Below are 25,706 nucleotides of genomic sequence, written 5' to 3' on the forward strand. Positions count from 1 at the left end.
GAGGATTGCCCTCTCCCCCCCGGGGAGAGGGTTGGGTGAGGGGGACGCATCGCATGCCGTCAGCGGAAAGAAGTCGCTGAGCGATTCTTTCTTCCGCCCTTCCGGGCGTGACGCCCCCTCACCGGCCCTTCGGGCCAGAGGTCGCTCGCAAGTCTCGCGACCGCGCTCCACCTCTGGTCACCTTCGGTGCCCAGCCGGCCTTCGGCCGGCCGGTTCCACGCCTCTCCCCGGGGAGGAGAGGGTTGAACGACGAAAAGCCTCAGTTCTTGTCGCGCATCAGGCGCGCCTTGTCGCGCTGCCAGGTGCGTTCCTTCTCGGTGTTGCGCTTGTCGTGCTTCTTCTTGCCGGTGGCGATGCCGAGCTCGACCTTGGCCATGCCGCGGTCGTTGAAATAGACCGACATCGGAATCAGCGTGACGCCCTTCTGCTTGATCCCGGCCGCCAGCTTGTCCAGCTCGCGGCGACGGATCAGCAGCTTGCGCGGGCGCTTGGGCTCGTGCTGGAGCCAGCGCCCGGCCTGGAGGTATTCGGGGATGTAGGCGTTGAACAGGAACAGCTCCCCGCCCTTCAACCCCGCATAGGCCTCGTTCACGCTGGCGCGGCCGTTCCGCAGCGACTTCACCTCGGTGCCGGTCAGCATGATGCCGGCCTCCAAGGTGTCGTCGATGAAGAAGTCGAAGCGCGCGCGACGGTTCTGCGCCGCGTATTTTTTTACTTCCGTGTCGCGCGACACTGCGTTCTCCTCGGCAGCCCGTTGTCCTTACGACAGCAGGCCGGCTTTGCTCATGGCCGCGCGCACGGCGGTGCGGGCGGCGTCGGAGGCCGTGACCAGCGGCAGGCGGACCTCGTCGGTCGACAGGCCGAGCAGGCTGGCGGCGAACTTCACCGGGGCCGGGCTGGTCTCGACGAACATGGCGTCGTGCAGCGGCGACAGCACGTCGCGCAGGCGGAACGCCTCCTTCAGGTCGCCCTTGGCCCAGGCGGTCTGCATCGCCGAGCAGAGCGCCGGCGCGATGTTGGCCGTCACCGAGATGCAGCCGGTGCCGCCCTGCGCGTTGAAGCCCAGCGCGGTGGCGTCCTCGCCGGAGAGCTGGATGAAGTCGGGGCCGACCTCGGCCAGCAGGCGCGACGGGCGCGACAGGTCGGCGGTGGCGTCCTTCACGCCGACGATGTTCGGCAGCTTGGCCAGCCGGGCCATCGTGGCCACAGACATATCCACGACACTGCGGCCCGGAATGTTGTAAATGAAGATCGGCAAATCCGCCGCGTCATGGATCGCCTTGAAATGCTGGTACAGACCCTCTTGAGACGGCTTGTTGTAGTAGGGCGTGACCACGAGCGCCGCCTGCGCGCCCGCCTTCTTGGCGTGGCGGGTGAGCGCGATCGCCTCGTCGGTCGAGTTGGAGCCGCTGCCGGCCATCACCGGCACCTTGCCGCCGGCCGCCTCGATGCACAGCTCGACGACGCGGTTGTGCTCGTCGTGGGACAGGGTGGGCGATTCGCCGGTGGTGCCGCAGGGGACCAGGCCATGGGTGCCCTGGGCGACGTGCCACTCCACGAAGGACTGGAAGGCGGCCTCGTCCACTTTCCCGCCCTTGAACGGAGTCAAGAGAGCGACGATGGAACCGTGGAACATGGCAGCCTCCTCAGACGGACTTCTGGAAAAAAAGAGTTGCGCACATTAGACCTCCCCGCCGTCTTGGGCAAGAGCGCCAGAACGGCAATTTTGGCGGCTTTGCTCGCCCTCCCCGCCCCCGTTTCCGTGGTGGCCGGAGCCTTGACCCCGCAGGATCTGGCGCTCTACCGGCAGGCCTTCAAGGCGGCCGACAACGAGCGCCACGACGAGGCGCTGCGGCTGGCCGGACAGGCCGCCGATCCGCTGCCCGCCAAGGTGATCCGCTGGATGGCGCTGGCGACGCCGGGCGGCGGCAACTTCGCCGAGATATCCTCCTTCATCCGCGACAACCCCGACTGGCCCAACCAGGCGCAGTTGCGCCGGCAGGCCGAGAAGGCGATGCCGGTCGATCTCGACGCCGACCAGGTGCTGGCCTGGTTCCGCCAGTATCCGCCGCTGTCCAACGACGGCTTCCTGATGCACGCCGACACGCTGATCGGCAGCGGCAGCACGGAACGCGCCGTCCCCCTGATCCGCGCCCGCTGGGTCGAGAGCAACTTCACCGCCGACGAGGAGGCCGCCTTCCTCGTCCGCTACCGCTCGCACCTGCGTCAGCAGGACCACAAGGCGCGCATCGACCGGCTGCTGTGGGAGCGGCAGGAGGCGCCGGTGCGCCGGATGCTGCCCTTCTTCGACGACGCCTACGACACGCTGATCGAGGCGCGCATCGCGCTCGACACCGACAGCGGCAACGCCGACGCGGCGGTCGGGCGGGTGGCGCCGAACCTGCGCAACGACCCCGGCCTGCTGTTCGACCGCGCCCGCTGGCGGCGGCGCAAGGGCGACGACGCCGGGGCGCTGGAGATCATCACCCAGGCCCCCGCCGAGATGGGCCGCCCGCAGGCGTGGTGGAGCGAGCGCCATCTGCTGGCGCGGCGCGCCATCGAGCGCGGCGACCACAACCTCGCCTACCGGCTGGTGAAGGCGCATGGACAGAAGGACGGCTCCGGCTTCGCCGAGGCCGAGTTCCTGGCCGGCTTCCTGGCGCTGCGCTTCCTCGACCAGCCGTCGGAGGCGTTCAACCATTTCAACAAGCTCTACCGCTCGGTCAGCGCGCCGATCAGCAAGGCGCGCGGCGCCTACTGGTGCGGGCGCGCCGCCGAGGCGCTCGGCCAGACCGCCCAGGCCAACGAGTGGTACGCCAAGGCCGCCCCCTACGGCACGACCTTCTACGGCCAGCTCTCCGCCCGGCACCTCGCCGGCGGCAAGGTCACCCTGCCCGCCCCGCCGCAGGTGTCGAACGCCGAGGCGACCGCCTTCGAGCGCCGCGAGGTGGTGCGCGTGGTGCGGCTGCTCGCCGAGATCGAGGGCAGCGACGACGAGCGGGTGACCGCTTTCCTGCGCCGCCTCAGCCTCGACGCCAAGACGCCGGCCGACTACACGCTGGCCGCCCGGCTGGCGAGCGCCGTCGGCCGCCGCGATCTGGCGGTCGCCGCCGCCAAGGACGCGGCGCAGAACGACGTCTTCCTGGTCGAGGCCGGCTACCCGATGATCGACGCCCGCCCCGCCTCGCCGGAGCTGGCGCTGGTCCATGGCATCATCCGCCAGGAGAGCACCTTCAACACCCGCGTCGTCTCCTCGGCGGGAGCGCGCGGGCTGATGCAGCTCATGCCGGCCACGGCGCAGCTCGTCGCCGGCAAGCTCGGGCTGAAGCACGCCAGCGGGCGGCTGACCAGCGACCCCGACTACAACGTCACGCTGGGGTCGGCCTACCTGTCGGATCTGATCGACCGCTTCAACGGCTCCTACGTGCTGGCGATCGCCGGCTACAACGCCGGGCCGAACCGGGTGCGGCAGTGGATCCAGACCTACGGCGACCCGCGCTCCGGCAGCATCGACGTGGTGGACTGGATCGAACTGATCCCGATCTACGAGACGCGCAACTACGTGCAGCGGGTGATGGAGGCCGTGCTGGTCTACCGCTCGCGCCTCCAGGGGACGAAGGCCGATCTGAATCTCGACCGCGACCTGCGGCGCTGACCGTCGCGCCGCCGCTTCCGCCGGTTCAGAAAACGCAGGATTCGGGGACCGAGTCCTGCGTCCAGTCCGCCAGCGGCACGGGTCTGGCCGGGATGGCGATGGGCTTCCCGTTCCGCACCCCCTTGCCGGACAGCAGGTTCAGGTCGCATGACCCGCCGCCCTTCGGATCCAGTGTGTCGCGGGACGCATTGGTGTAGCCGGCAACCACCAGAACGCCGTTGCGGAAGGCGATGGTCAACTGCTCGCGCCAGCGGTTGCGGCCGATGGCGTCGTTCTGGAACACCACCACCAGCGAGCCGCGCGGCGTGATCGACATCTCCGGCAGCGTCCCGGCGAGCTCGCCCTTCCAGCCGATGGCCTGCCGGTACAGCGTCGGATCGGCCGGCAATGCGCCATCGACCGACAGATGGACCGCCAGATCGGCCTCGTCGTCCAGCCCGGTCAGCACCGCGCGGTCGGGAACGCCGTCGCCGTTGAGGTCGCCCGACAGCGTGGCGATCACCGGACGAGCGACGCCGCGCGGGCTGTCCGACGCCGCCGGATGCGGGGTGACCGTAAGAAGAATGGCGGAAAGCAGCGCAAAGGCGGCCGGCGTGTTGCGGGTCAGCATGATTGACGAAGCCTCGCGGTCGGGTGAAGCCGGAATGATCGGAAGCCGCTCCCGACGGAACCGCGCGGATTGGGCCACGAGCGCCCCCACCCAGCCCTTCCCTGCCGGGTAGGCCTTTGGTCCGCCGGAAGCGGAGAAGGGGCAAGGGGGCAGTCGCGGCCGCCATGCGGGCGGGGCGCGGGGGGACAGGTCCCGGAACGGGGTGTCCTTATGAAGCATCCGCATCGCTTTCCGAACGAAAAACGGAATGTTATTCTATATTCCAGGATAATAGATCATTTTCGTCCCTCGGAGATTGCATTCATCATGACGATAAGACGGATTTTCGTCACCCTTGCCGCGGCCATCGCGCTGTCGGGTTGCGTAAAAACCATGGCCGACATGTCGGGGGTTCCGAATTCGAAATACCAGCCGATTCTTGCGGACGACTCCGACAAGAAGGAGTGGATTTCCCTGATAACCGCCAACATGGGAAAAGTCGTTACCGACGAAACCGGCGAGTATTATTTCGGAGATAAGGAGATCGCCGGGCGAAAATACATTCAGTCCCTGACGCTTCGTAAACCGTACATTGATTTGGCACGTTCGATGCTGGCGCAGGGTGTCGGCGTGCTTGAACCGGTTTACCGGCCGCAGTTGACGGCGGGCGGAGTCCTCCGCAACGAAATCGACTGGGCGGAGACCCAGGAACTGCACAAGGCGCTGTCGGGCAGCTTCAAGCTGGCTCCGCTGGCGACCAGCCGGAAATACGCCACGCTCCTGGACCAGTGGCGCAAGACGCTGGAGCAGAAATACGCGGACGCGGTGCGCAGGCACCTTACCCCGACCCACGCCAATCCGATCCTCGCCGCCGCCGACAACATGTCGAACGAGAACGGGCTGATGGCGACGACCCTGCGGGGGGATTTCGCCTTCTACGGCAAATTCTATTACGAGAATGTGCTGGAGCGCCTGAAAACCGAAAAGGTCGATTTCGTTCTCTCGACCTCGGTCATGGCCAATGAAATGAACCAGTCGCTCAAGATGATCGGGGCGTTCATGGACGATCCGTTGCAGCGGGCCGGCACCGAGAACACCGTCAAGGCGATTCCCTCCTACCGCGAGTATACGGAGGCGTCGCGCCTGAACATGGCGCTGAAGTCCAACCGCATGGCGATGGGCGACCGCATCGACTGGAATTTCCTGTCGGAAGCGGTGTACCGCGACCTGAAGGTGACCGGATTCACCAACGCCCCGGCGCTGGTGGCGCTCAGCCTCTTCACGCCCGACAATGTGCAGACCGTCGAACAGATGAGCTACAACCCGATCTCGGCCAAGAGCATCGGACTTCAAATGATCGGGGCGACCAACGTCGCCTACAAGGAGATGGCGGCCGACATGCAGGAGGAGAACAGGAAAATCCTCGCGGAGATCGATCGTGAATACGTGGTGGGAAAGGCGAACCGCCGCCAGATGATCAACGCCCTGCTGAACCACATGGCGGAAGGCAAGCGGGCGATGGGCATCGTCTCCGGCCTGAAGAGCAACACCCTGCGCTGACGGAAGCGCCGAGCCGGCATTCCCCGCACATCGTCCCGGAACCGATCCCACACATGCGGGATCGGCTCCGGAAGGGATGCGCAACGAAGCTCCGTGGGCGTTTCACGGCCTTTCGACCTTACCCGAGAGCGTCCGGTCGATTTCAGAACGGGATTTCGTCGTCCAGATCCTCGTGACGGGGCGGAGCGCCACCGCCGCTGCGGCCACCGCCGGAACCGGCGCCACCGCCATACCCACCGCCGCCGCCACGGGACTCGCCGCGCGACTCGTAACCGCCACCGCCACCGCCACCGCCATAGCTGCCACCGCCGCCTTCCTCGCGGTTGCCGCCGGTGAAGTCGATCTCGGCCACGCGGACCGACAGGCCGGCGCCGCGGGTACCGTCGCGCTTCTCGAACTCGCGCAGCGTCACCTCGCCGGAGATGACGACGGCCTTGCCCTTGGTCAGGTGCGGAGCCAGCGACTCGGCGCGGCGGCCCCAGATCGAGCAATCGACCCACTGGGTCGTCTTGCGGTCGCCGAAGCCAACGTCGTTGGCGACGCGGAAGCCCAGCACCTTCTCGCCGCTCTGGGTCGTGCGCAACTCGCCGTCGGCGCCCAAGCGTCCCGTAAACGTCCAAACATTCATCGCTCGATACTCCGTAAGCGCGAGTGTCCCAGCATCCTTGCCGGCCCATGGGGATGCCCGGCGGTGGGCATCCGGATGCCGAGGGTTCCCGTTCGCGGGGGCCAGCGTGACAAGTCGCGACCCCGCCATGGTCCGGCCGCACCGAAGCACGGGGACGGGGCGCGGGTCAACCGCCGTCGAAGCGTTCCCATCGCGCCGGCGCGGAGCACTCACCCCACCGCGCCGAACAAGAACACTCCATGAACATTTATAGCAGAACAAGGGGCGCCGGGAAACGGATTCCTTCGGCGTAACGTCGAGGAGACGAAAAAGACCGGATGCCCGCGCTCAGCGCAGACGGCGGGCGGCCAGATCCAGCACCACCTTCAGCTGCCCGTGCGAAAAGGGCTTGTGGACCACGCCCAGCGGGTAGGTCTCGGTGATGCGCGCCATGACGCCATGGTCGGCGTAACCGGACAGGAAGATGGAGCGGATGCCATGGTCGGTGTGAAGCCGCCGCGCGGCCGCGATGCCATCGCCGCCGGCCAGACGGACATCCATCAGCGCGACGTCCGGGCGGACCCGCGCCGCGATCTCGACCGCTTCGGCTTCCGTCGCCGCCGTCCCGCAGACGGTGTGGCCAAGATCGCTGACCACCATGCAGACGGCTTCCGCCGACAGCTGCTCGTCTTCGACGACCAGAAGGCGCAGGGGGCGGCTCGGCGGGCGGGGCCGGGAGGCACCGGTCGATCGGGTCAGGGTATCGGCCTTCAGCATCGGGACCGACCTCGGCGAACGTTGCGGGCAATCGCTGCGTTTTTTGGTAAAATTTAATTTACCATTTCTCCAGTCATATTACCCTCACCCCGAAATTGCAAGCGCATTCGTTGCGAAAATGAACTTTCGGGCGGGACTCCGGACAGAGTGCGCCGCCCCGCAGCCAGCGGGCCGAAGCCAAGCGGGATGACGGACAAGGATCAGCGGCCGGCCGGGCCGAGCCAGTCGATGCCGCCCGGCTTCACGGGGGACGGGCCGCCGCTTCGCGTCGCCGCCGCGCGGGACGGGGGAGGCGTGGGGGACGGCCGGGCGGCGAGCCAGGAGGCCGACGGCGCGCCGGGACCGGGACCCGAGGCCGCCGGGGCAGCCGGGGCGGCCGGGACCGGAGGAACGGCGTCGGGGACGTGGGGCGGCGGGACCGGGAAAGGCGACGCCGCCCGCGCGACCGGCGCGGGCTCCTCCGGCGGGAGCGGTTGGGCGGGCGGCGCCGGCGCGCAGGGCGGGGCGGCGGCGGACGGGCGGACGGGCGGGGCGTCGGCGGCGGCCAGCCAGGAGGACCGGTCGTCGTCGGGCAGCGGGCCGGTCCGCGTGTTCAGCCGCCGCGTCTGCTCGCGGATGTCCAGCAGGGTGGTGACGGCGACCTGGAGCAGCGGCGCCATCGCCGCCGCGTCGGTCAGCTGTTCGGCGCTGAGCGCGGCGAAGCGGTCGCGGATGTCCTCGACCGCCTCCTCGACGCGGTCGCGCAGCGTGGCGGCCTCGTGCGCCAGACGCTCCACATCCTCCCGCAGGGTCGAGATCTCACACGCCTGCCGCAATTCGTGGAAGCCGATTCCCGAAGCGGAAGCCGATCCGGAACGACGGTCGCGCGACCCGAAAGACCCGAAGTCGTGAGGCATCCTGACCAGACCCTGGAGATTCGATCCTGTTCGATCCTGAAACCGCGCCAACACCGGAAACCGTCGCGCGGCACGCCGCAAGCTGCTTGTTTAACGCCGTTAAGAGCGCTTGGAAACCGTTTGCGCGCTGTGGCCGCTTGTACTATTTTTTGCCCGCCGGGGGAACGGATTCCTTGCGGCTTCTCGTTCCCGCGGCATCCAATCCAACGCCCAATTCTTTCCGGAATCCCCGACGGTGTCGATCGATCGCACGGAACTTGAACGGCTCCTTGCCGATCGCCCCACCGGCAACCGCAGCGCCATGCAGGCGGTACGCGAAAGCTATGCCGACATCGGGCTGATGCGCGAACGCGGCCTGTCCTGGGCCGAAATCTCCGAACTGCTGGCCAGGCTGGGCGTGACCGCCCGCGACAACCAGCCGATCTCGGCGGTGACGCTGCGCTCCGCCTTCTTCCTGGTCGGCAACGAGGGGCGCGGCGACGAATCGGCGGAGGATGCCTCCGCGACCCCGCCGGAAACGCTGGCCGCCGTGCATCAGGCGGCGCTGGAGGCCCGGCGCCCGCCGGCCGCCGCCGATGGCCCCACCGAACCTCCCACGCGTCCGCCCCCCCAGCCGCGACGCAGCGACGCGGCCGGCGGCCTGGAAACGGGCGCGGAGGAGGCGCGGAGCGAATCGGCGGACAACGCCCCACCGAGCGACGGGATTCCGGTGGACGAAATCCACACGGACCAAATCCACACGGACCAAATCCCGGCGGACCAAATCCCCGACAGCGAAGCGACGGCCCCGGAGACAGGGATCGCCGCCGCGGCGCCCCCGCCGGCGGAGGACCCCGCCGCGGCCCCTCCCGAGCCGGAACCCGCCCCCACGGAACCGCCCGTTCCGGAGCCCCAGGCTCCGGCAACTCCGGCGGCTCCGGTCGACGCACCGCTCCCCGACGCACCGAACCCCGGACCGGACCATCCCGAACCGGCGCATTGGGACATGGGCTTGCCGGAACCGGCGGCCGTGCCCCCCCTGCCCGCGGCTCCGCCGCCCACGGCATCGCACGTCACCCGCTCACCCCTCTCTCACGACGAAACAACGAACGTTTTTTGGAAAGGCGATCGCATGCTGGGCACGATCTTCGTCCTCAATGACCGCGGCGGCGTCGGCAAGACGCTGCTGTCCCATCACCTGATGGCGACCGCCATGCTGGAAGGCCTGCAACTGAAGGTCGTCGAGTACGAGGTGAACGAGCGTCTCGCCCGCCTGTTCGGTCCGGAGGTGGTCGAACACCGCCGCATCACCCAGGACTTCATGAACATGATGGGCTCGGGCGACGGCTTCTACGAGTTCTGGGATCTGATCGGGCCGGAGTTGCAGCGCGGCGGCCGCCTGTACGACTTCGGCGGCAACATCTCGCAGTGGTTCTTCAACTGGGCCGAGGTGTCGGGCTTCGACTATTACGTCGGCGATGGCGAACGGCTGACCTTCATGGTGCCGGTCACGGTCGATCTCGCCTCGCTGTCCACCGGCATGGCGACGCTGGAGCGGGTGGCGGCCATCGCGCCGAAGGCCAAGCGCGTGCTGGTCGAGAACGGCTCCTCCGGCCCCTTCAGCCAGTTGGAGGACAGCCAGTACGCCCGCCGCAAGGCCGAGATGGTCGAGCGCGAGGGCGTCCACGTCATCGCGATGCCCCCCTGCACCGCCCCGGCCTGGGCGCGGCTGACCGGCCACCGGCTGGATCAGGTCGCCACCATGACCCGCGAGGATCTGGTGAAGCTGGGCATGACGCCGCCGGTCGCCTCGCGCTCGCTGATCGTCATCCACGAGTGGCTGCGCAACATGCGTCTGGCGCTGTCGCCCTACCTGCACGACGCCTTCCGCCAGACCGGCAACGCCCCGGCCAAGGCCGGCGCCCGCTGAGCCCCTTCCCTTCCCCGGCCACGCCCGGCCGGGGAAGGGTCTTTCGGACGGAGCGCGAAAGCGCGGAGCGGGACCTAGGCCGCGCCGCGCGCCGCGCCCGCCGAATACAAGTCGCCCTTCACGGGCGCCACCGTCTTCACCTGATAACCCGGCCGGGCGCTGAAGCGGCGGTTGGCGCGTTCGGCGGCTTCGCGCTCCGAGTCCGCCCACACCAGATACTCGCGCCCGCGCGCCCAATCGAGCGCCAGCGGGTGCGCGGCGTCGATCTCGCCGATCTGCTGGTTCACCACCGTAACCAGCCACTCCTTGTCGTTGGGGTTGCGACGGTCGGTCAGGATCAGGATCTGCGGGCGCCGCCTGGCCTGGGCTTCCGACAGGCGGCGCTGGACCTCCGACTGCTCCTTGCGCAGACCGACCACGTCGCGCATCAGCTCCTCCATCTCGGCGTGCAGCTTCTCCTCCTCGCGGTGGAGGCGCCGGATGTTGCCCTCGAGCGTGTCGAGCTTGCTCCGCGCACCCCGCACCCGGTTGCGGGTCTGCGACACCCGCGCCTCCACCGTCAGCAGCACGTTGCCGAGCCACGCCCCGATGGCGACGATGGCGAGGACGATGATGAAGTTGAGCATCATCAGACGGCATCCACCTTCGGCGGCAGCGCCGGCTTCTTCGGCGCGCCCTTGCCGGCGCGCTGGAAGGACGTCTCGAAGCCCATCTTGAAGGGAAAGGCCACGTCCACCATCTGCCGCGCCTCCTCCTGGCTGGCCGCCCAGATCTCGGCGACGTTGGCGCAGCGCCAGATCGGGTTGACCTGCGCCCGGTCCCCGTTGAGCCGGGCGGCGGCCGACGCCTTCTCCTGGCTGACGCTGGCGACGAACTTGGTCAGTCCGGCCTGCGGGTCGCCGACCTCGTGGACGAACAGCGGCGGCTGCTCGGCCAGCTCCCGGATCTGCTTCTCCGCCTTGCGGATGTCGGCCTCCAGCCGGTGCTTGTCGGACGCCTGCCCGTTGCGGCGCTGGACCAGCCCGTTCACCCGGTCCTGGAGGTCGTGCGACTCGGCATGGAGGACGTAGATGCGGTTCTCCAGCTGGTCGAAGCCGGAGCTTTTCTCCAGGATGCCCGGCAGGAAATCCTTCAGCATCATGGCCACGGGGATCGCGGCCAGCATGATGACGACGATGGCGATCAGGAACAGCGTCGTGTTCGACATCCGTCCGCCAGCACTCCCAAACCCGCGCGCTCGCGCCCTGGAGCCGGGCCAGCGCCACCCGACGGGGCGCGACCGGAACCGCATGGAAAGCAGAATCCCCGAACAATCCGGTTTCGTCAACGAAACGTGACGGAATTCGACGATCCGAATCGCAACCGCCACGGGTCGTTACGCCAGCGCCACATCGACCATGCGGCGGAGCCCGTCGCGCACCGGGCCGGGCCGGCGTTCGTCGGCCAGGGTGGTGAACCAGTGCGGCGGCGGGTTGCGGCCGGCGGCGCGGGTCCAGGTCAGGGCGCGCAGAACCGCCTCGGCCTCCGGCGTCGGGTCCGTCACCGGGTCGATGCCGTTCAGAATCGCCCAGATCCCGGCCCAGCAGCGCCCGACCGACCACGGGTTGTAACCGCCGCCGCCGACCACGAGGATCCTGGGCGCCAGCGGCAGCAGCGCCGCCACCGAGTCCCACAGCGCGCGGTTGGACAGCTCCAGCCGGCTCAGCGGATCCTCGGCCAGAGCGTCGGCGCCGGTCTGGATGACGAGAATCTCCGGCCGGAAGGCGCGGCCCAGCGGTAGGATGGCCTTCTCCATCAGGTACGCCATCTCGCTGTCGTTGAAGCCGGGCGGCACCGGCAGGTTGCGGGCCTGGACGGCGTGGCGATCCTCCGCCCTTCCCGTGCGGGGCCAGCGGCCCTCCTCGTGGACCGAGACGGTCAGCACCCGCCCATCCTCCGCGAACGCCTCCTCGACCCCGTCGCCGTGGTGGGCGTCGAGATCGACGTACAGCACCCGCCGCACCCCCTGGTCGAGCAGTTCCAGGATGCCCAGCACCGGCGCGTTGAAGTAGCAGAAGCCGCTGGCCCGTCCGGCCCGCGCGTGGTGGGTGCCGCTGGCCGGGGCGTAGACGATGCCGGACGGACGCTCCAGCAGCAGCCGCGCCGCCTGGATCGCCGAACCGGCGCTGGTCGCCGGGCGCCGGTACATCTCGGGGAAGACCGGATTCTCCAGCTTGCCGAGGTTGTGGCGGGCGGCGGTCTCCGCATCGACCCGCTGCTCCGCCTCGGCGCGGCGCAGGGCGGCGATGTAGTCGGGCGTATGGAACCGGGCAAGCTCGCGCTCCGTCGCCACATGGGTGTCGAGATACCGCGCCTCGGGAAGCCAGCCCATGGCGCGGCTGAGGTCGATCACGGTCGAGACGCGCGGAATCGCCAGCGGGTGCTTCGGCCCGTAGGTCGAGCCGCGGTAAATCTCGCCGCCGATGAACAGGGGAACAGGCAAGGGATGATCCGGTCTGGCCGCGGCGCGAGCGGGACGCCGCCGTCGATGACGTGGCGCGGCCGGAACCTCCGGTCAAGGGCCGGCGCCATGCGCGTTTCCGCAAGGCGGGATGGCGCCACCGCCCCCTTGCGGCGCCCGCCGCCGCCCGCCTATAGTCGGCGCCTTCACTGGGGGGAGCCGATGGTCGGCTGAGAGGTCCCGAGGCGTGGGACGACCCCTGGAACCTGATCCGGTTCACACCGGCGTAGGGATCAGTGAGTCATGACCGACGTCCTTCTCCGTTCCGGCGCCCGGCCGGTCCCTCCCCCCGTCGCGGCCCTGCCCGTCACGGTGTCGTCGGCGCGGCTGACCTATGGCGGGACGGTGCTGTTCTCCGACCTGACCCTGACGCTGGAAGCCGGGCGGACGACCTGCCTGCTGGGGCCGAGCGGCGTCGGCAAGACCACGCTGCTGCGCGTGCTGGCCGGGCTGGCCGATCCCGAGCCGCCGACCCGCGTGGAAGCCGGCGACGGCCGGCCGTTGGGCGGGCGCATCGCCTACATGGCCCAGCAGGATCTGCTGCTGCCCTGGCTGTCCGTGCTCGACAACGCGCTGCTCGGCGACCGGCTGCGGCGGCGGAAGCCGGACGCGGACCGGGTGGAGCGCGCCATCGCCCTGCTCGCCCGCGTCGGGCTGGCCGGGCGCGAGCGCGACCGTCCGGCGTCGCTGTCCGGCGGGCAGCGGCAGCGGGTGGCGCTGGCCCGCACGCTGATGGAGGACAAGCCGCTGGTCCTGATGGACGAGCCCTTCTCGGCGCTCGACGCGCTGACCCGGCTGCGGCTCCAGGAGACGGCGGCGGAGACGCTGGCCGGCCGCACCGTGCTGATGGTGACGCACGACCCGCTGGAGGCGCTGCGCATCGGCGACCGCCTGCATGTGATGACCGGGCGCCCGGCGGCCATCGGTCCGGCGCTGGAGCCGCCCGGCACCGCCCCGCGCCGGGTCGACGATCCGGCCCTGCTGGCGCTCCAGGCCGAGCTGCTGCGCAGGTTGGCGGCATGAGGGGGCCGGCATGAGGGGGCTGGCGCGCGGCGCCGTCACCCTGGCCGTGCTGCTGGGGGCGTGGCAGGGGCTGGTCTGGCTGACCGGCCTGCCGCGCTACCTGCTGCCGGGTCCGCTGGCCGTCGCCGAGGCGATGCAGCGGCAGGCGCCGCTGCTCCTCCAGCACGGGCTGACGACGCTGACCGAGATTCTGCTGGGCCTGGTCGGCGGGGTGGTGCTGGGGAGCCTCAGCGCCCTGACGCTCGCCCGCTTCCGCGCGGCGCAGCGCTGGCTGATGCCGCTGCTGGTGGTCAGCCAGGCCATTCCGGTCTTCGCGCTGGCGCCGCTGCTGGTGCTGTGGCTCGGCTACGGCATGGCCTCGAAGATCGCCATGGCGGTGCTGATCATCTATTTCCCGGTCACGACCGCCCTGTTCGACGGGCTGCGCCGCACCGATCCCGGCTGGCTCGACCTCGCCCGCACCATGGGGGCCACGCCGGCCGCGACGCTGTGGGCCATCCGCCTGCCGGCGGCCCTGCCCGCCTTCTGGTCGGGGGTGCGGGTCGCCGCCGCCGTGGCGCCCATCGGGGCGGTGATCGGCGAATGGGTCGGCTCCTCCTCCGGCCTCGGCTACCTGATGCTGCACGCCAACGCGCGCATGCAGATCGACCTGCTGTTCGCCGCCGTGCTGGTGCTCGGCCTGTTCGCGGTGGCGCTCTACGCCGCCGTGAACGCGCTGGCCCGGCGCGCGCTGCCCTGGCAATCCGACACGCAACCGGCGGGCGGCCTCAACGGATAGACGGCCCGCTCCATGGACAAGAGGAAATCGGGATGAAGCGCATGTTCGCCGTGGCGGCCGTCGCCGCCGGCTTGATGACGGCCCTGCCGGCCGTGGCCCAGGAAAAGGCGGGCGACAAGCTGTCCGTCATGCTGGACTGGTTCGTCAACCCGGACCACGCCCCGCTGGTGGTGGCGCAGGAGAAGGGCTTCTTCAAGGAGGCCGGGCTCGACGTGACGCTGACCGCGCCCGCCGACCCCAACGACCCGCCCAAGCTGGTGGCCGCCGGGGGCACCGACCTCGCCATCTCCTACCAGCCGCAGCTCATCCTCCACGTCGCCGAGGGGCTGCCGCTGGTGCGCGTCGGCACGCTGGTGTCGACGCCGCTGAATTCGGTCGTCGTGCTGCGCGACGGGCCGGTGAAGACGATTCCGGACCTGAAGGGCCGCAAGATCGGCTTCTCCATCGCCGGCTTCGAGGACGCGCTGCTCGGCGCCATGCTGGAGAAGCACGGGCTGGGCCTGAAGGATGTCACGCTGGTGAACGTGAACTTCTCGCTGTCGCCGTCGCTGCTGTCGGGGCAGGTCGACGCCGTGGTCGGCGCCTTCCGGAACTTCGAGCTGAACCAGATGGAGATCGAGAAGCATCCCGGCCGCGCCTTCTTCCCCGAGGAGGAAGGGGTGCCGCCCTACGACGAGCTGATCGTCATCGCCCACAAGGACAAGACCGGCGACGCCCGCATCAAGCGCTTCCTGGAGGCGGTCGAGCGCGCCACCCTCTACATCCTGAACCACCCGGAGGAGGCGCAGACCGCCTTCGTCAAGGACCGCCCCGAGCTGAACGACGAGCTGAACCGCCGCGCCTGGGCCGACACGCTGCCGCGCTTCTCGCACAGCCCGGCGGCCCTGGACAGTCAGCGCTACGCCCGCTTCGCCGAATTCCTCAAGGCGCGCGGCTTGATCCAGACGGTCGAGCCGGTCGAGCGCTACGCGGTGGTGGTCAAGTAACGCCTTTCCCGCGCGGGTCCTGTTGCCAGAACGGCGCGCGGAGCATTACCTAGAGGGTCAATGCTCCGCCGTCCCGTCCGGACGCAGAAGGGAGCCGACCCACAGCGAGGGAAGCGCATGCCGATCAAGACCATCCTCCTGCACATGGCGAACGACGACGCCCACGCCAGCCGGCTGGCGGTCGCCGCGGCGCTGGCCAAGCGCTTCTCCGCCCATGTCGAGGCTCTCTACATCGCCACCCCGGTGTCGATGCCGGCGGGGGCGACCGGCCGCGCCGCCTCCTACGGCTACATCGCCGAGGCGACCGCCATCGCCCACGAGAACGCCGAGCGCATCGAGGCCGAGGTCTCCCTCGCCCTCGACGGCGTTTCCCATCGGTGGAGCGTCGACGAGGGCGACCATGTCGAGCTGCTGGCGGAGCGCGCGACCTACGCCGACCTCGCCATCGTCGCCCAGTCCGCCGCCGAGCGGTCGGGGGAGCGGGTGCCGCTGCATGTGCCGGACCGGCTGCCGCTGGCGACCGCCTGCCCCACCCTGGTGCTGCCGCCCGACCAGCCGGCGACGGCGCCCATCGGGCGCAACGTGCTGATCGCCTGGAAGAACGGCCGCGAGGCGACCCACGCGGTGCGCAACGCTATGCCCTTCCTGGAGACGGCGGAATCGGTGACGGTCCTGACGGTCACGCCGCCGGGCCGGCGCGACGGGGACGGGCCGGCGCTGGTCGACTGGCTGGCGCGACACGGCATCGCCGCCGCCCAGCGGACCGAGACCGCCACCGGCGGCGGCGAGGTCGGCGACCGCATCCTGTCCACCGCCGCCGATCTCGGCGCCGACCTTCTGGTGATGGGCGCCTACGGCCATTCGCGCCTGCGCGAGCTGGTGCTGGGCGGCGCCACCCGCAGCGTGCTGGCCGGCATGCCGCTGCCGACGTTGATGTCCCACTGAAAACGCTTCGGGCGGCATGGAGTGAACCATGCCGCCCGAAGGGATCTCGCCAACGATCGGAAGACCGGCCGTCAGGCCATCGCGCGCAGGTCGCGGAAGCCGATCATGCGGCGGCTGTCCTCGTCGAACAGGGCCAGACGCACGGTCTTCAGGCTGTCCCAGACGCCGATGCGGGCGACCTTCTGGAACTCCTGGATCGCCAGATGGCAATCGCGCAGACGGTAGTTCGGCACGCGCGACGCCAGATGATGGACGTGGTGATAGCCGATGTAGCCGGTCACCCAATGCAGCCAGCGCGGCAGGTCGTAGAAGGAGCAGCCCTCGACCGCCGCCTCGTGGAAGTCCCACTCGTCCTGGCTGCGCCAGTAGACGTTCTCGAACTGGTGCTGCACGTAGAACAGCCAGATGCCGATGGTCGCCGCCAGGATCACCACAGGGGCCCACACCATCAGCACCGGCAGGGCGCCGAAGGCCAGCATGAAGGCGGCGAGGCCGCCGGCGATCATCGCGTTGGTCGACAGCACGCTGAGCCACGCCTTGACGTCGCGCGTCTGGTCGCCGAGCGGGAAGCGGAACTTCCACATGAACAGCACCGTCGGGCCGATGCCGAACAGCACGACCGGGTGGCGGTAGACGCGGTAGGCCAGACGCTTCCAGCGGCCGAGCGCCAGATACTCGCGCACCGTCAGGGTGTCGATGTCGCCGGTGCCGCGCTTGTCGAGGTTGCCGGAGGTCGCGTGGTGGATGGCGTGGTCGCGCCGCCAGACCTCGTAGGGGGTGACGGTGAAGACGCTGAGGCAACGCCCCACCCAGTTGTTCGCCCAGTCGGCCTTGAAGAAGGAGCCGTGGCCGCAATCATGCTGGAGCACGAACAGCCGGGTCAGGAACAGCGCCGCCGGCACCGCCAGCAGCAGGGTCAGCCAGTAGCCGACCTCCAGCGCGAAGCCCATCGCCGCGACCAGCGCCACCAGGGGCAGCAGGGTGGTGGCGAGCTGGCCCAGGCTGCGGCTGGTCACCGGGCTCTTGTAATCGGCGAGCCGCTCCGCCCAGAAACGGGCCTGCGCCTTGCGGTGCGCGGCCTTGGCGGCCGGATCTTTCATGGAGGATGCGCAAGGCGGAACGGTGGTTTCGGCGGGCGAAACCGGGGCACCAAGCAGCGGCGCCGGAGCGGCAACGGTCATCGAGAAGGGGTTTCCGCGGTCAAAGTTGGCCAGGGGGTCGTCCGGACTGCAAAATAGCGTATGGCCGAAGGAAATACTGTCGCAAAGTTGGGGCGCGGCGATTTTTCCGCTTTCCGGAATGCTGCGGCGCACAGAATCCGTCAACCGTAACGTCTTTGTGCTTCCACGGTGAGACCCAGCCCGACCGACCCGAAGATGTTGCCCTCGACCACGCGGGCGCCCGGCGCCTCGGCCAGGATGGCGGCGCGGACCTGCGGCAGCAGGGTCGAGCCGCCGGTCAGGAACACCGCGTCGATGCGGTCCGGCGTGACCCCCGCGTCGGCGAGGCAGGAGCGGATGCGGTCGCCGATCCGCCCCGCCAGCGCCCCGGTGGCGCGGTTCAGCCCGGCGACGTCGACCGGCAGCGCCAGCTCGCCGTCGCCCCAGTCGATCGCCAGCCGCGTTTCGTCCGAATCGGACAGGGCGATCTTGGCCCGCTCCACCGCCATCGCCAGCGCGTGGCCCTGGCGGTGCTCGACGATGCCGATCAGCCGTTCGATATTGTCCGGCACGGCGGAATCGCGCCGGAAGCGCTCCAGCTCGGCCATCGCCTTGTTGGTGTAGAGGAAGTTGATCTTCGACCAGGTCGCCAAGTCGAAATAGATGCTCCTGGGCGCCAGCAGCCCGGCCCGCTTCATGGCGCTGCCGTGGCCCAGCTCCGGCATGGCGGTGGCGAGGCTGAGGTCGCGGTCGAAGTCGGTGCCGCCGACGCGGATGCCGTCGTTGGCCAGGATGTCGCCCGAGCGGTCGGGCCTGCCGCGCCGCTCCGGCCCGATGCGGACGACCGAGAAGTCGGAGGTGCCGCCGCCGATGTCGGCGATCAGCGCCAGCTCCTCGCCGGGCACCTGCTGCTCGTAGTCGAGCGCGGCGGCGATCGGCTCGAACTGGAAGGACACCTCGCGGAAACCGGCGGCGCGCGCGATGGCGCCCAGCGTCTCCTCGGCCGCGGCGTCGCCGGCCGGGTCGCCATCGACGAAATGCACCGGGCGGCCGACCACAACGTCGGTCAGGGGAGCGCCGTGGGCGGCTTCGGCCCGCGTCTTCACCGTGTCGAGGAAGGTGCCGATCACCGCCCGGAAGCTGATGCGGCCCTTGCGCAGCGCGGTGTCGGCGTCGATCAGGTCGGTGCCGAGCATCGACTTGATGGAGCGCATCAGCCGGCCCTCGACTCCCGAGACGTAGGAATCGACGGCGGCCTGCCCGATGGTCACGGCGTCGGCCTCGAAATCGAAGAAGACCGCCGTCGGCAGCGTCGTCCGCACGCCGTCCAGCGCCAGCAGGCGGAAGGCGTCGCCGTCCCGCACGCCCAGCGTCGTGTTGGACGTCCCGAAATCGAGTCCGCAAGCCGTCATCGCCCGTCCCCCTCCTGCCCTCCGGCCCCGGTCTGCGGGCCGCGGAAAAGGGGCGAGCGTATAACGGCTCCGGACGGCGGGATCAAGACGCGCGTGCGGACAGGCGCGCGGACGCGAGGCCCGACAGCGCCGGCCGGCTGGCCAGCAGGATGGGCAGCAGGAACAGCATCAGGTTGGCCCAGGAGAAGCGGCGGTCGTCGCGTGGCGGCGGCGCCCATCCGCCGCTGGTGCCCTGATGCTCGGGCATGGCGGAGAGCACGCCGCCGGAGGTCGCCCGCGCCGGCCGGTTGGCGAACATGTTGCGGTCGATGCCGTGCGCCATGGAGCGTTCGGCCAGAGCCGGCGCCACCGCGTTCGCCAGCGCGGCGAGCCGGCCCTCGGCGCCGACGAACAGCTCGCGCTGGGGGGAGTCCGCCAGCGCGACGATGGCGGCGGCGACCTCCTCCGGCTGGTGGATCGGCTCCATCGGCTTGACGGCGCGGCCGGTGTAGTTGGCGGCGTGCTGCCACAGCGGCGTGTCGACGGCGGCGGGCATCACGGTGCAGATGTGGATGTCGGGTTCGTCGACCAGTTCCTGGCGCAGCGATTCGGTGAAGCCGCGCACCGCGAACTTGCTGCCGACATAGGCGGTGGCGTAGCGCTGGCCGACGTTGGCGACCATCGAGGCGGTGTTGATGACGACGCCCCGCCCCTCGTCGAGGAAATGCGGCAGCACCGCGCGGCAGCCATGGACGACGCCGAAGAAGTTGGTCTGGACGACCCGCTCGAAGACGTCCTCCGGCGTCTCCTCGAAGCTGCCGAGCGCCAGCACGCCCGCGTTGTTGACCCAGACGTCGATGCCGCCGAAGCCGGCCAGCGCCCGCTCGGCGAGGCGGCGCACACCGTCCTGGTCGGTGACGTCGGTCGGCACCACCATGGCGCGCCCGCCGGCCTCGACGCAGGCCTCGGCCACCTCGTGCAGGGCGGCCAGCCGCCGCGCCGCCAGCACCACCGAGGCGCCCCGCCGCGCGAACTCCAGCGCCGTCGCGCGGCCGATGCCGCTGGAGGCTCCGGTGATGACCACCACCCTGTCGTCGAACCGCGTCGCCATCTGCCGTTCACTCCCGAATTCCGAACGCTCCGCCACCGACAACAGAAAGGCGTCCGGAATGTCGCGGCGGCGCGGGGTCCGCGCCAACCGGCTGGAGTAGGTCCGGCGAACCCGCTACAGTCATACGCCCGGTAAGGGTTTGGTTTTCCCGGAAACGGATAAGGAGCGGGCGCGGTGCCGGCGAGAGAGCTTGACGTGACGGGGCTGCATTGCCCGCTGCCCATCCTGCGGACACGGGCGCTCCTGGACCGCATGGCGCCGGGGGAGGAGGTGATCGTCACCGCGACCGACCCGGCCTCGGTCATCGACTTCAAGCATTTCTGCAACACGACCGACAACCTGCTGGTCGCTCACGAGGTCCGGGCCGAGACACGCCCCGACGCCGCCCACGCCACCCTGTTCGTCTACCACATCCGGCGCGGCGGCTGAGCCCGTCCCGGTCGCGGAAGGATTCCCGATGCCGCCTTCCCTGTCTCCTTCCCTGCCCCCCGCCCTGTCTCCCGCCCTGCCGCCGCCGCTGCGCCCCGGCGCCGTCATCCACGGCCCCGGCTCGGTCGGGGTCGACAGGCTGCTGGACGATTTCGCGGCGGAATTGATCCGCCGGGGCTTCCGCGTCGGCGGGCTGGTCCAGCGCAACCACGGCGCCATCGACGACGCCTGCGCCGAGGTGATGGAACTGGTGGACGTCGCCACCGGCCACGCCTTCGACATCACCCAGCGGCTGGGCCGGGAATCGCAATCCTGCCGGGTCGACCCCACCGGGGTCGCCGACGCCAGCCAGGCGGTGCGCCGCGCGCTGGCCGAGCGGGTCGACCTGCTGGTGATCAACAAGTTCGCCGGGCTGGAGGCGACCGGCGACGGGCTGATCGACGAGATGCTGGCCGGCATCGCCGACGGCATCCCGCTGCTGACCAGCGTCGGCAGCCGCTACCTCAACGAATGGCAGGCGGCGACCGGCGGCTTCAGCGACTGGCTGGCCCCGACCATGGAGGCGCTGTGGCGCTGGTGGGGGCCGCAGCGGCTCTACGAGGATCTGCTGCTCGGCGTCGCCGACGTTCCGGTCCGCCGCGTGGTGGTCGGCGCCCAATGGGCGCTGGTGGAGACGGACGAGGGCTCCGGCCGGAGCGGACTGGGCGTCGCCGCCCGCCAGACGCCCGGCAACGGCCAGGAGCCGACGGAGCGCTGGGCCGGAAGGAGCCTGCGCGATCTCGCCGCGCTCGCCGCGCGCGGCTGGGATCCGCTGGACCTCGTGGTCGGGATGGCGGCGATCAACGCCCATTACAACCGCCCCGGCCTGACCGGCGCCGCCGGCAACGGGCTGGACCTGTTCGCCGGGGTCGAGGGGCGCGTCGTGGTGGTCGGCGGCTTCCCGCAGATCGCCAGCCGCCTGCCGCGCGCCCAGGTGATCGACATGGCACCGCGCGACGGCGAGTATCCGGAGGCCGCCTGCGACTGGCTGCTGCCCGGCGCCGAGGCGGTGGCGATCACCGCCTCGACCTTCGCCAACCGCACCCTGCCCCGCCTGCTGCGCGTCGCCGCCGGCGCGCGGATCGCCCTGATCGGTCCCGGCACGCCGCTGACCCCGCGCCTGTTCGCCTACGGCATCGAATCGCTGGCCGGCTTCGTCGCGGAGGACCGCGACGCGGTGGCCCGCACCATCGCGGCCGGCGGCGGGTCGCGCGATTTTCACCCGCATGGCCGGATGGTCACGCTGCACCGGCCGCCCATCTCATAAGAAGACCACCAGGAGAGAGAGACACACCATGGCCGATCTGGATCCCCAGACCCGAGTCGAGCTGGAAGCCGCCGCCTTCCGCGGTCTGGTCGAGCATCTGCGCAAGCGCACCGACGTGCAGAACATCGACCTGATGAATCTCGCTGGCTTCTGCCGCAACTGCCTGTCGAAATGGTACGCCGCCGCCGCGAAGGAACGCGGTGTCGCCCTGTCCGACGAGGACGCCCGCGTCGCCGTCTACGGCATGCCCTATTCCGAATGGAAGGCCAAGCACCAGAAGGAGGCCAGCCCCGAGCAGCAGCAGCGCTTCGAGGACACCAAGCCCCTGCACGCCGAGATCAGCGGCCACACCGCGCGCTGACCCCGTCACACGCCCCCTCAGGCGCTGACCGAGAAGGGCTGCACGACGGCCTCGAACGGCTCCAGCGCCTCGCAGGCGGCGGCGTGGGCCGCCAGGGCGGGCCAGCGGGCCGCGTCGAAGACGCCGGGATGCGCCTCGCCGACGAAGCGCAGGACGCAGCCGACCGCGATGTCGGCGTGCCCGATGGCGCCACCGAACCACCAGGGACCGGGACGCCCGGCCCGGTCGGCCTCCAGCGCGTCGAGAACGCCGGCGATCTGCGACGCGCAGCGCTCGATCCAGACCGCCGACGTCTCCTGGTGGAGCACCCGCTCATACACCAGGCTCACCGCCTTGTCGGCGAGGCCGGTCGCCAGGGCGCAGACCTTCAACGCCCGGCGCCGCTCCGGCCCGTGCCGCGCGATCAGGGCCCGATCCGGTCCGGCCAACTCGTCGAGATGGTCGAGGATGGCGCCGCTTTCGATCAGCACCTCGCCGTCGTCGAGAACCAGGGTGGGAACGCGCTTCAGCGGGTTGAAGCGGGCAACCTCCGCCGCGTCGCCGAAGACCGACCAGGGCCGGTGTTCATAAGCGATTCCGTAAAGCCGGAGCGCGATGGCCACGCGCCGCACGAAGGGGGAATCATATTGACCGATCAGGATCACCGTTGCCTCCACCGACAGGACCGATGTTTGGACGGCGACCCTAGCATGATCCCCGCCGGCAACCGACGGATTCCCGGAGACGTCCCGCCCGTCGTGACGTTCCCGCAATGCGTCGCGCACGTTACAATTTCAACGAGAACCGTTTTTAAGTTAAAATCACTCCTAACTTGAGTTAGGTAGAGAGCCGGCGGTCTCTTTGAAACCACCGCGATTTGCCGCCGCCCCACCCGCCGCCCCACCCGCCGGAGACATGCGGAACATGGCCGAACCCGTCACCGCCCTGGTTGTCGACGACGAGGAAATGACGCGTGCCATCGTGGCCGGCTATCTGGCCCGCATCGGATACCGCACGCTCGAGGCCGAGACGCTGGCGCAGGCGTGGAGCATCCTGAACACCCCCGACGTCACCATCCATGTCGCCCTGCTCGACCGCCGCCTGCACGACGGCGACGGTCTGGAGCTGTACGAGCGCATGAAGGCGGTGCCGGCGCTGGCGGAGATTCCGGTCATCATCCAGACCATCTCCGACAGCAGCGCCGAGATCGCCGCGGCGGTCCGCGCCGGTGTCTTCCACTACCTCATCAAGCCCTACGACGGCGCCCTCCTGCGTTCCGTCGTCCGCGCGGCGGAGGAAAGCTCCGGACGGATGAAAAGCCTGCGCGGCAATCTGCGCTCGCGCGCCGACGCCATCGCCCTGCTGCGCGACGCGACCTTCCGTTTCCGGACCCCGCAGGAGGCGCAGAATCTCGCCATCGCCCTGTCCTCGCTCGCCAACACCACCCACAGCCTGACCTTCGGGCTGTCGGAAATCCTGATGAACGCGGTGGAGCACGGCAATCTCGGCATCGGCTTCGAGGCCAAGAGCATCCTGAAGGTGGACGGCAAGCTGGGCGGGGAGATCGAGCGGCGGCTCGCCCTGCCGGAGAATCGCGACAAGCACGCGACCCTGCGTGTCGAGCGCGGCGACGACCGCATCGTCTTCACCGTCACCGACACCGGCCCCGGCTTCGATTCGAGCCGCTACCTGACGCTCGACGCCTTCCAATCGACCGCCACCCACGGGCGCGGCATCGCGCTGGCCCGCATGGTCGGCTTCGACCGGCTCACCTATGTCGGCACCGGCAACCAGGCGGTCGGCGTCGTCGACCTCACCCGGTCCGGGCCGGACGCCGACGGTCCCACGGCCGGCGGCCGGTAGGGTCGGCGGCCGGCGGTGTCAGCGGCCGCCGCAGACGCGACGCACGAAGGCGTCGATGTCGCCGTGCAGGGTCGCCGCCCGCCGCGCCAGATCACCGGCCGATGCCAGGACCTGGCTGGCGGCGGCGCTCGCCTCCTGCGCGCCGCCCGACACCTGGGTGACCGCGCCGGCCACCGTCCGCACGCCGTCGGAGGCGTCGTGGATCGACCGGCTGATGCCGCCGATGGCCGCGCTCTGCTCCTCGGCGGCCCCGGCGATGCCGACGGCGATCTCGTCGATGTCGTGGATGATGGCGCCGATGTGGCGGATCGCCTCGGCGGCGTCGCGGCTCACCGCCTGCACCTGGGCGACCTGGGCGTGGATGTCCTCGGTGGCCTTGGCGGTCTGGCTGGCGAGGTTCTTCACCTCGGTCGCGACGACGGCGAATCCCTTTCCGGCCTCGCCCGCCCGCGCCGCCTCGATGGTGGCGTTCAGCGCCAGCAGGTTGGTTTGGCCGGCGATGGCGTTGATCAGGGTGACCACCTCGCCGATCTGTTCGGAGGCCGCGATCAGCAGGCCGATGGTGCGGTCGGCGTCGGCGACCTTGCCGACCGATTCCCGCGCCAGCGTCGCGGTGCGGGTGACGCCGCGCGCCACCTCGCCGATCGCGCCGGACACCTCGCCGGTCGCGGCGGCGACGCCGTCCACGTTCACCGACACCTGCCCGGCCGCCGAGGCGGCGGAGGTCGACTGCTCGCTCGCCACCGACGCGACGTGGGTCATCGACGATGAAGCCGATTCCAGCTGCGCGGCGCTGGCCGAGAGGCTCTGCGCCACGCCCTTGATGTTGTCGCCGATGCGGGTGGCGCTGTCGACGAACTCGCGGCTCTTGCCGTCCATCGCGTCCAGCCCGGCGTTGATCGAACGGGAATAGGCGCCGAACTCGCCCAGCATGCCGGTCATCACGATGCGGCGGAAATAGCGCCCCTCCGCCGCGAAGCGCATCGCCGCGTTGGCCTCCTTGCCGAAGGATTCCACGCGGTCCAGCAGGCGGTTGAGCGTGCGCAGCAGGTCGGCGATCTCGTTGTGGCCATGGATGTGCAGGACGCGCGGTTGCAGGTCGCCGCGCTCCGCCGCCGCCAGCACCGCCCCGGCGCGGGCGAGCGACCGGGCGGTCAGCGCCAGCCAGCGCGCCATGAGGATGGAGCCGGCCAGCGCCGCCAGGGCGAGCGCCGCCATGTCCCAGCGTCCGCCCATCCCGCCCAGCGCCGCCTGGAACGCGGCCAGCGCCCCGACCAGCCAGACCGCGATCCGCGCCTTAGAGACCGAGGACAAATTCGTCATAGCTCATGCCCTTCCCGCGCAGGAGTTCGTCCAGCATCCCGGCCGAGGCCGCCATGGCGTCGGAGGGCGCGCGGTGGCGCGCCTCCTCCTCCCGCAGCGCGGCGTACAGGCCGATGGCCGCCTCCACCGCCCGGCGCTCGGGCAGGCGGCGGCTGGAATGGTAGCCGGCGATGGTGCCGTCCGTGTCGAGCAACGGCGTGACATGGGCGAGCACCCAGTAATGGTCGCCGTTGCGCGCCCGGTTCACGACATAGGCGAAGATCTCGTGGCCGCCCTTGATGCGCTCCCACAACAGTCGGTAGACGCAGCGCGGCATGTCGGGATGGCGCACGATGTTGTGCGGACGCCCGAGCAGCTCGTCCTCGGAGAAGCCGCTGACCCGCAGGAAGACGTCGTTGGCGTAGGTGATGACGCCCTTGAGATCGGTCTTGGAAACGATGATCTCATCGGCCGCGAACCTGCGTTCGTGGCCGGTCAGGGGTGCTCTGGTCGAGGTCATGGCCGCCCGTCTCCCCGCAAGGGCACCCGGTGGTAATACCGGATGTCAAGGCTGGATAG

26 protein-coding genes and 1 riboswitch are annotated in these 25,706 nt (G+C 70.1%); of the genes, 11 read left to right on the top strand and 15 right to left on the bottom strand.

Annotated features, from left to right (window positions below):
* Positions 1–259: 259 nt before the first annotated feature.
* Both smpB and dapA read right to left on the bottom strand, forming a co-directional pair.
* Entirely contained in the window at positions 260–733 is a 474-nt protein-coding gene (gene smpB, locus J2847_RS03300) for an SsrA-binding protein SmpB (RefSeq protein ID WP_085556710.1), read from the bottom strand.
* Between the two features lie 27 nt (positions 734–760).
* A complete protein-coding gene (gene dapA / locus J2847_RS03305; protein WP_209776968.1) occupies positions 761–1,636 on the bottom strand; it encodes a 4-hydroxy-tetrahydrodipicolinate synthase in 876 nt (291 codons plus the stop codon).
* Between the two features lie 141 nt (positions 1,637–1,777).
* On the opposite strand from dapA, the gene J2847_RS03310 reads away from it, so the two are divergent.
* Positions 1,778–3,655: a lytic transglycosylase domain-containing protein gene (locus tag J2847_RS03310; protein WP_233474250.1), complete on the top strand. Its 1,878-nt coding sequence runs from the start codon at positions 1,778–1,780 to the stop codon at positions 3,653–3,655.
* Between the two features lie 25 nt (positions 3,656–3,680).
* Here the strand turns inward: J2847_RS03310 and J2847_RS03315 are convergent, their stop codons facing one another.
* The gene (locus J2847_RS03315; RefSeq protein ID WP_209776971.1) at positions 3,681–4,265 is read right to left on the bottom strand and encodes a hypothetical protein; all 585 of its coding nucleotides are present in this window, start codon (positions 4,263–4,265) and stop codon (positions 3,681–3,683) included.
* A 210-nt stretch (positions 4,266–4,475) separates the two neighbouring features.
* Between J2847_RS03315 and J2847_RS03320 the strand changes: the two genes are divergently transcribed.
* Positions 4,476–5,804, top strand: a complete 1,329-nt coding sequence (locus tag J2847_RS03320; protein WP_209776973.1) for a hypothetical protein — start codon at positions 4,476–4,478, stop codon at positions 5,802–5,804.
* 142 nt (positions 5,805–5,946) lie between these two features.
* On the opposite strand, the gene J2847_RS03325 is transcribed toward J2847_RS03320, so the two are convergent.
* The 3 genes from J2847_RS03325 to J2847_RS03335 form a co-directional block, all read right to left on the bottom strand.
* On the bottom strand, positions 5,947–6,432 hold the full coding sequence (locus tag J2847_RS03325; RefSeq protein WP_209776974.1) for a single-stranded DNA-binding protein: 486 nt from the start codon (positions 6,430–6,432) through the stop codon (positions 5,947–5,949).
* Positions 6,433–6,759: 327 nt separating this feature from the next.
* Positions 6,760–7,188 (bottom strand): response regulator, encoded by a 429-nt coding sequence (locus tag J2847_RS03330; RefSeq protein WP_209776976.1) that lies wholly within the window; start codon positions 7,186–7,188, stop codon positions 6,760–6,762.
* Positions 7,189–7,388: 200 nt separating this feature from the next.
* Complete coding sequence (locus J2847_RS03335) at positions 7,389–8,084, bottom strand: hypothetical protein (RefSeq protein ID WP_233474251.1); 696 nt, start codon at positions 8,082–8,084, stop codon at positions 7,389–7,391.
* 235 nt (positions 8,085–8,319) lie between these two features.
* On the opposite strand from J2847_RS03335, the gene J2847_RS03340 reads away from it, so the two are divergent.
* Entirely contained in the window at positions 8,320–9,993 is a 1,674-nt protein-coding gene (locus J2847_RS03340; protein ID WP_209776977.1) for a hypothetical protein, read from the top strand.
* Positions 9,994–10,067: 74 nt separating this feature from the next.
* Here the strand turns inward: J2847_RS03340 and J2847_RS03345 are convergent, their stop codons facing one another.
* From J2847_RS03345 to J2847_RS03355, 3 genes are all read right to left on the bottom strand, one after another.
* Positions 10,068–10,622, bottom strand: coding sequence for a hypothetical protein (locus J2847_RS03345; RefSeq protein ID WP_209776979.1), 555 nt, complete (start codon positions 10,620–10,622; stop codon positions 10,068–10,070).
* Positions 10,622–11,200 (bottom strand): hypothetical protein, encoded by a 579-nt coding sequence (locus J2847_RS03350; protein WP_209776980.1) that lies wholly within the window; start codon positions 11,198–11,200, stop codon positions 10,622–10,624. The genes J2847_RS03345 and J2847_RS03350 overlap by 1 nt, the downstream gene beginning before the upstream one ends.
* A gap of 168 nt (positions 11,201–11,368) precedes the next feature.
* The gene (locus J2847_RS03355) at positions 11,369–12,475 is read right to left on the bottom strand and encodes an acetoin utilization protein AcuC (RefSeq protein WP_209776982.1); all 1,107 of its coding nucleotides are present in this window, start codon (positions 12,473–12,475) and stop codon (positions 11,369–11,371) included.
* Positions 12,476–12,635: 160 nt separating this feature from the next.
* Positions 12,636–12,744: riboswitch (TPP riboswitch) on the top strand.
* On the opposite strand from J2847_RS03355, the gene J2847_RS03360 reads away from it, so the two are divergent.
* From J2847_RS03360 to J2847_RS03375, 4 genes are all read left to right on the top strand, one after another.
* On the top strand, positions 12,737–13,516 hold the full coding sequence (locus J2847_RS03360) for an ABC transporter ATP-binding protein (RefSeq protein WP_209776983.1): 780 nt from the start codon (positions 12,737–12,739) through the stop codon (positions 13,514–13,516). Its footprint overlaps the riboswitch before it by 8 nt.
* A gap of 10 nt (positions 13,517–13,526) precedes the next feature.
* Positions 13,527–14,294 (top strand): ABC transporter permease, encoded by a 768-nt coding sequence (locus J2847_RS03365; RefSeq protein WP_209776984.1) that lies wholly within the window; start codon positions 13,527–13,529, stop codon positions 14,292–14,294.
* Between the two features lie 32 nt (positions 14,295–14,326).
* On the top strand, positions 14,327–15,280 hold the full coding sequence (locus J2847_RS03370) for an ABC transporter substrate-binding protein (RefSeq protein ID WP_209776986.1): 954 nt from the start codon (positions 14,327–14,329) through the stop codon (positions 15,278–15,280).
* 117 nt (positions 15,281–15,397) lie between these two features.
* On the top strand, positions 15,398–16,225 hold the full coding sequence (locus J2847_RS03375; RefSeq protein ID WP_209776988.1) for a universal stress protein: 828 nt from the start codon (positions 15,398–15,400) through the stop codon (positions 16,223–16,225).
* Between the two features lie 71 nt (positions 16,226–16,296).
* On the opposite strand, the gene J2847_RS03380 is transcribed toward J2847_RS03375, so the two are convergent.
* The 3 genes from J2847_RS03380 to J2847_RS03390 all read right to left on the bottom strand — a co-directional run bounded on the left by J2847_RS03380 (position 16,297) and on the right by J2847_RS03390 (position 19,887).
* Positions 16,297–17,325: a fatty acid desaturase gene (locus J2847_RS03380; protein ID WP_209776989.1), complete on the bottom strand. Its 1,029-nt coding sequence runs from the start codon at positions 17,323–17,325 to the stop codon at positions 16,297–16,299.
* 221 nt (positions 17,326–17,546) lie between these two features.
* Complete coding sequence (locus J2847_RS03385) at positions 17,547–18,797, bottom strand: Hsp70 family protein (protein ID WP_209776991.1); 1,251 nt, start codon at positions 18,795–18,797, stop codon at positions 17,547–17,549.
* Between the two features lie 82 nt (positions 18,798–18,879).
* Entirely contained in the window at positions 18,880–19,887 is a 1,008-nt protein-coding gene (locus J2847_RS03390; RefSeq protein ID WP_209776992.1) for an SDR family oxidoreductase, read from the bottom strand.
* 195 nt (positions 19,888–20,082) lie between these two features.
* Between J2847_RS03390 and J2847_RS03395 the strand changes: the two genes are divergently transcribed.
* From J2847_RS03395 to J2847_RS03405, 3 genes are read left to right on the top strand one after another with little or no spacing between them, the layout of a single operon-like run.
* The gene (locus J2847_RS03395) at positions 20,083–20,316 is read left to right on the top strand and encodes a sulfurtransferase TusA family protein (RefSeq protein ID WP_247877521.1); all 234 of its coding nucleotides are present in this window, start codon (positions 20,083–20,085) and stop codon (positions 20,314–20,316) included.
* A 28-nt stretch (positions 20,317–20,344) separates the two neighbouring features.
* Positions 20,345–21,622 (top strand): DUF2478 domain-containing protein, encoded by a 1,278-nt coding sequence (locus J2847_RS03400; RefSeq protein ID WP_209776994.1) that lies wholly within the window; start codon positions 20,345–20,347, stop codon positions 21,620–21,622.
* Between the two features lie 28 nt (positions 21,623–21,650).
* Positions 21,651–21,983 carry a DUF1244 domain-containing protein gene (locus tag J2847_RS03405; protein WP_209776996.1) on the top strand — a complete coding sequence of 111 codons (333 nt, stop codon included), beginning with the start codon at positions 21,651–21,653 and terminating at the stop codon, positions 21,981–21,983.
* 17 nt (positions 21,984–22,000) lie between these two features.
* On the opposite strand, the gene J2847_RS03410 is transcribed toward J2847_RS03405, so the two are convergent.
* Positions 22,001–22,627 (bottom strand): glutathione S-transferase family protein, encoded by a 627-nt coding sequence (locus tag J2847_RS03410; RefSeq protein ID WP_209776997.1) that lies wholly within the window; start codon positions 22,625–22,627, stop codon positions 22,001–22,003.
* Between the two features lie 259 nt (positions 22,628–22,886).
* On the opposite strand from J2847_RS03410, the gene J2847_RS03415 reads away from it, so the two are divergent.
* Entirely contained in the window at positions 22,887–23,825 is a 939-nt protein-coding gene (locus tag J2847_RS03415; protein WP_209776999.1) for a response regulator, read from the top strand.
* Positions 23,826–23,843: 18 nt separating this feature from the next.
* Here J2847_RS03415 and J2847_RS34770 read toward each other — a convergent pair whose 3' ends face one another.
* Together J2847_RS34770 and J2847_RS03425 are read right to left on the bottom strand one after the other, a co-directional pair.
* Positions 23,844–25,148 carry a methyl-accepting chemotaxis protein gene (locus tag J2847_RS34770; protein WP_209777001.1) on the bottom strand — a complete coding sequence of 435 codons (1,305 nt, stop codon included), beginning with the start codon at positions 25,146–25,148 and terminating at the stop codon, positions 23,844–23,846.
* Entirely contained in the window at positions 25,123–25,647 is a 525-nt protein-coding gene (locus J2847_RS03425) for a PAS domain-containing protein (RefSeq protein ID WP_209777002.1), read from the bottom strand. Before J2847_RS03425 ends, J2847_RS34770 begins: the two co-directional genes overlap by 26 nt.
* Positions 25,648–25,706 lie beyond the last annotated feature (59 nt).

The organism is Azospirillum agricola, from assembly GCF_017876095.1.
In the GTDB taxonomy this organism is placed as follows: Bacteria; Pseudomonadota; Alphaproteobacteria; order Azospirillales; family Azospirillaceae; genus Azospirillum; species Azospirillum agricola.

Excerpts from the sequence above, each read along its gene's own strand:
- J2847_RS03370 (WP_209776986.1), top strand. The coding sequence starts at position 14,327 with ATGAAGCGCATGTTCGCCGTGGCGGCCGTCGCCGCCGGCTTGATGACG.
- dapA (WP_209776968.1), bottom strand. The coding sequence starts at position 1,636 with ATGTTCCACGGTTCCATCGTCGCTCTCTTGACTCCGTTCAAGGGCGGG.
- J2847_RS03330 (WP_209776976.1), bottom strand. The coding sequence starts at position 7,188 with ATGCTGAAGGCCGATACCCTGACCCGATCGACCGGTGCCTCCCGGCCC.
- J2847_RS03325 (WP_209776974.1), bottom strand. The coding sequence starts at position 6,432 with ATGAATGTTTGGACGTTTACGGGACGCTTGGGCGCCGACGGCGAGTTG.
- J2847_RS03350 (WP_209776980.1), bottom strand. The coding sequence starts at position 11,200 with ATGTCGAACACGACGCTGTTCCTGATCGCCATCGTCGTCATCATGCTG.
- J2847_RS03380 (WP_209776989.1), bottom strand. The coding sequence starts at position 17,325 with ATGAAAGATCCGGCCGCCAAGGCCGCGCACCGCAAGGCGCAGGCCCGT.
- J2847_RS03385 (WP_209776991.1), bottom strand. The coding sequence starts at position 18,797 with ATGACGGCTTGCGGACTCGATTTCGGGACGTCCAACACGACGCTGGGC.
- J2847_RS03335 (WP_233474251.1), bottom strand. The coding sequence starts at position 8,084 with ATGCCTCACGACTTCGGGTCTTTCGGGTCGCGCGACCGTCGTTCCGGA.
- J2847_RS03390 (WP_209776992.1), bottom strand. The coding sequence starts at position 19,887 with ATGGCGACGCGGTTCGACGACAGGGTGGTGGTCATCACCGGAGCCTCC.
- J2847_RS03405 (WP_209776996.1), top strand. The coding sequence starts at position 21,651 with ATGGCCGATCTGGATCCCCAGACCCGAGTCGAGCTGGAAGCCGCCGCC.
- J2847_RS03320 (WP_209776973.1), top strand. The coding sequence starts at position 4,476 with ATGAAGCATCCGCATCGCTTTCCGAACGAAAAACGGAATGTTATTCTA.
- J2847_RS03315 (WP_209776971.1), bottom strand. The coding sequence starts at position 4,265 with ATGCTGACCCGCAACACGCCGGCCGCCTTTGCGCTGCTTTCCGCCATT.
- J2847_RS03415 (WP_209776999.1), top strand. The coding sequence starts at position 22,887 with ATGGCCGAACCCGTCACCGCCCTGGTTGTCGACGACGAGGAAATGACG.
- J2847_RS03375 (WP_209776988.1), top strand. The coding sequence starts at position 15,398 with ATGCCGATCAAGACCATCCTCCTGCACATGGCGAACGACGACGCCCAC.
- J2847_RS34770 (WP_209777001.1), bottom strand. The coding sequence starts at position 25,148 with ATGACGAATTTGTCCTCGGTCTCTAAGGCGCGGATCGCGGTCTGGCTG.
- J2847_RS03400 (WP_209776994.1), top strand. The coding sequence starts at position 20,345 with ATGCCGCCTTCCCTGTCTCCTTCCCTGCCCCCCGCCCTGTCTCCCGCC.
- J2847_RS03365 (WP_209776984.1), top strand. The coding sequence starts at position 13,527 with ATGAGGGGGCTGGCGCGCGGCGCCGTCACCCTGGCCGTGCTGCTGGGG.
- J2847_RS03360 (WP_209776983.1), top strand. The coding sequence starts at position 12,737 with ATGACCGACGTCCTTCTCCGTTCCGGCGCCCGGCCGGTCCCTCCCCCC.
- J2847_RS03425 (WP_209777002.1), bottom strand. The coding sequence starts at position 25,647 with ATGACCTCGACCAGAGCACCCCTGACCGGCCACGAACGCAGGTTCGCG.
- J2847_RS03345 (WP_209776979.1), bottom strand. The coding sequence starts at position 10,622 with ATGATGCTCAACTTCATCATCGTCCTCGCCATCGTCGCCATCGGGGCG.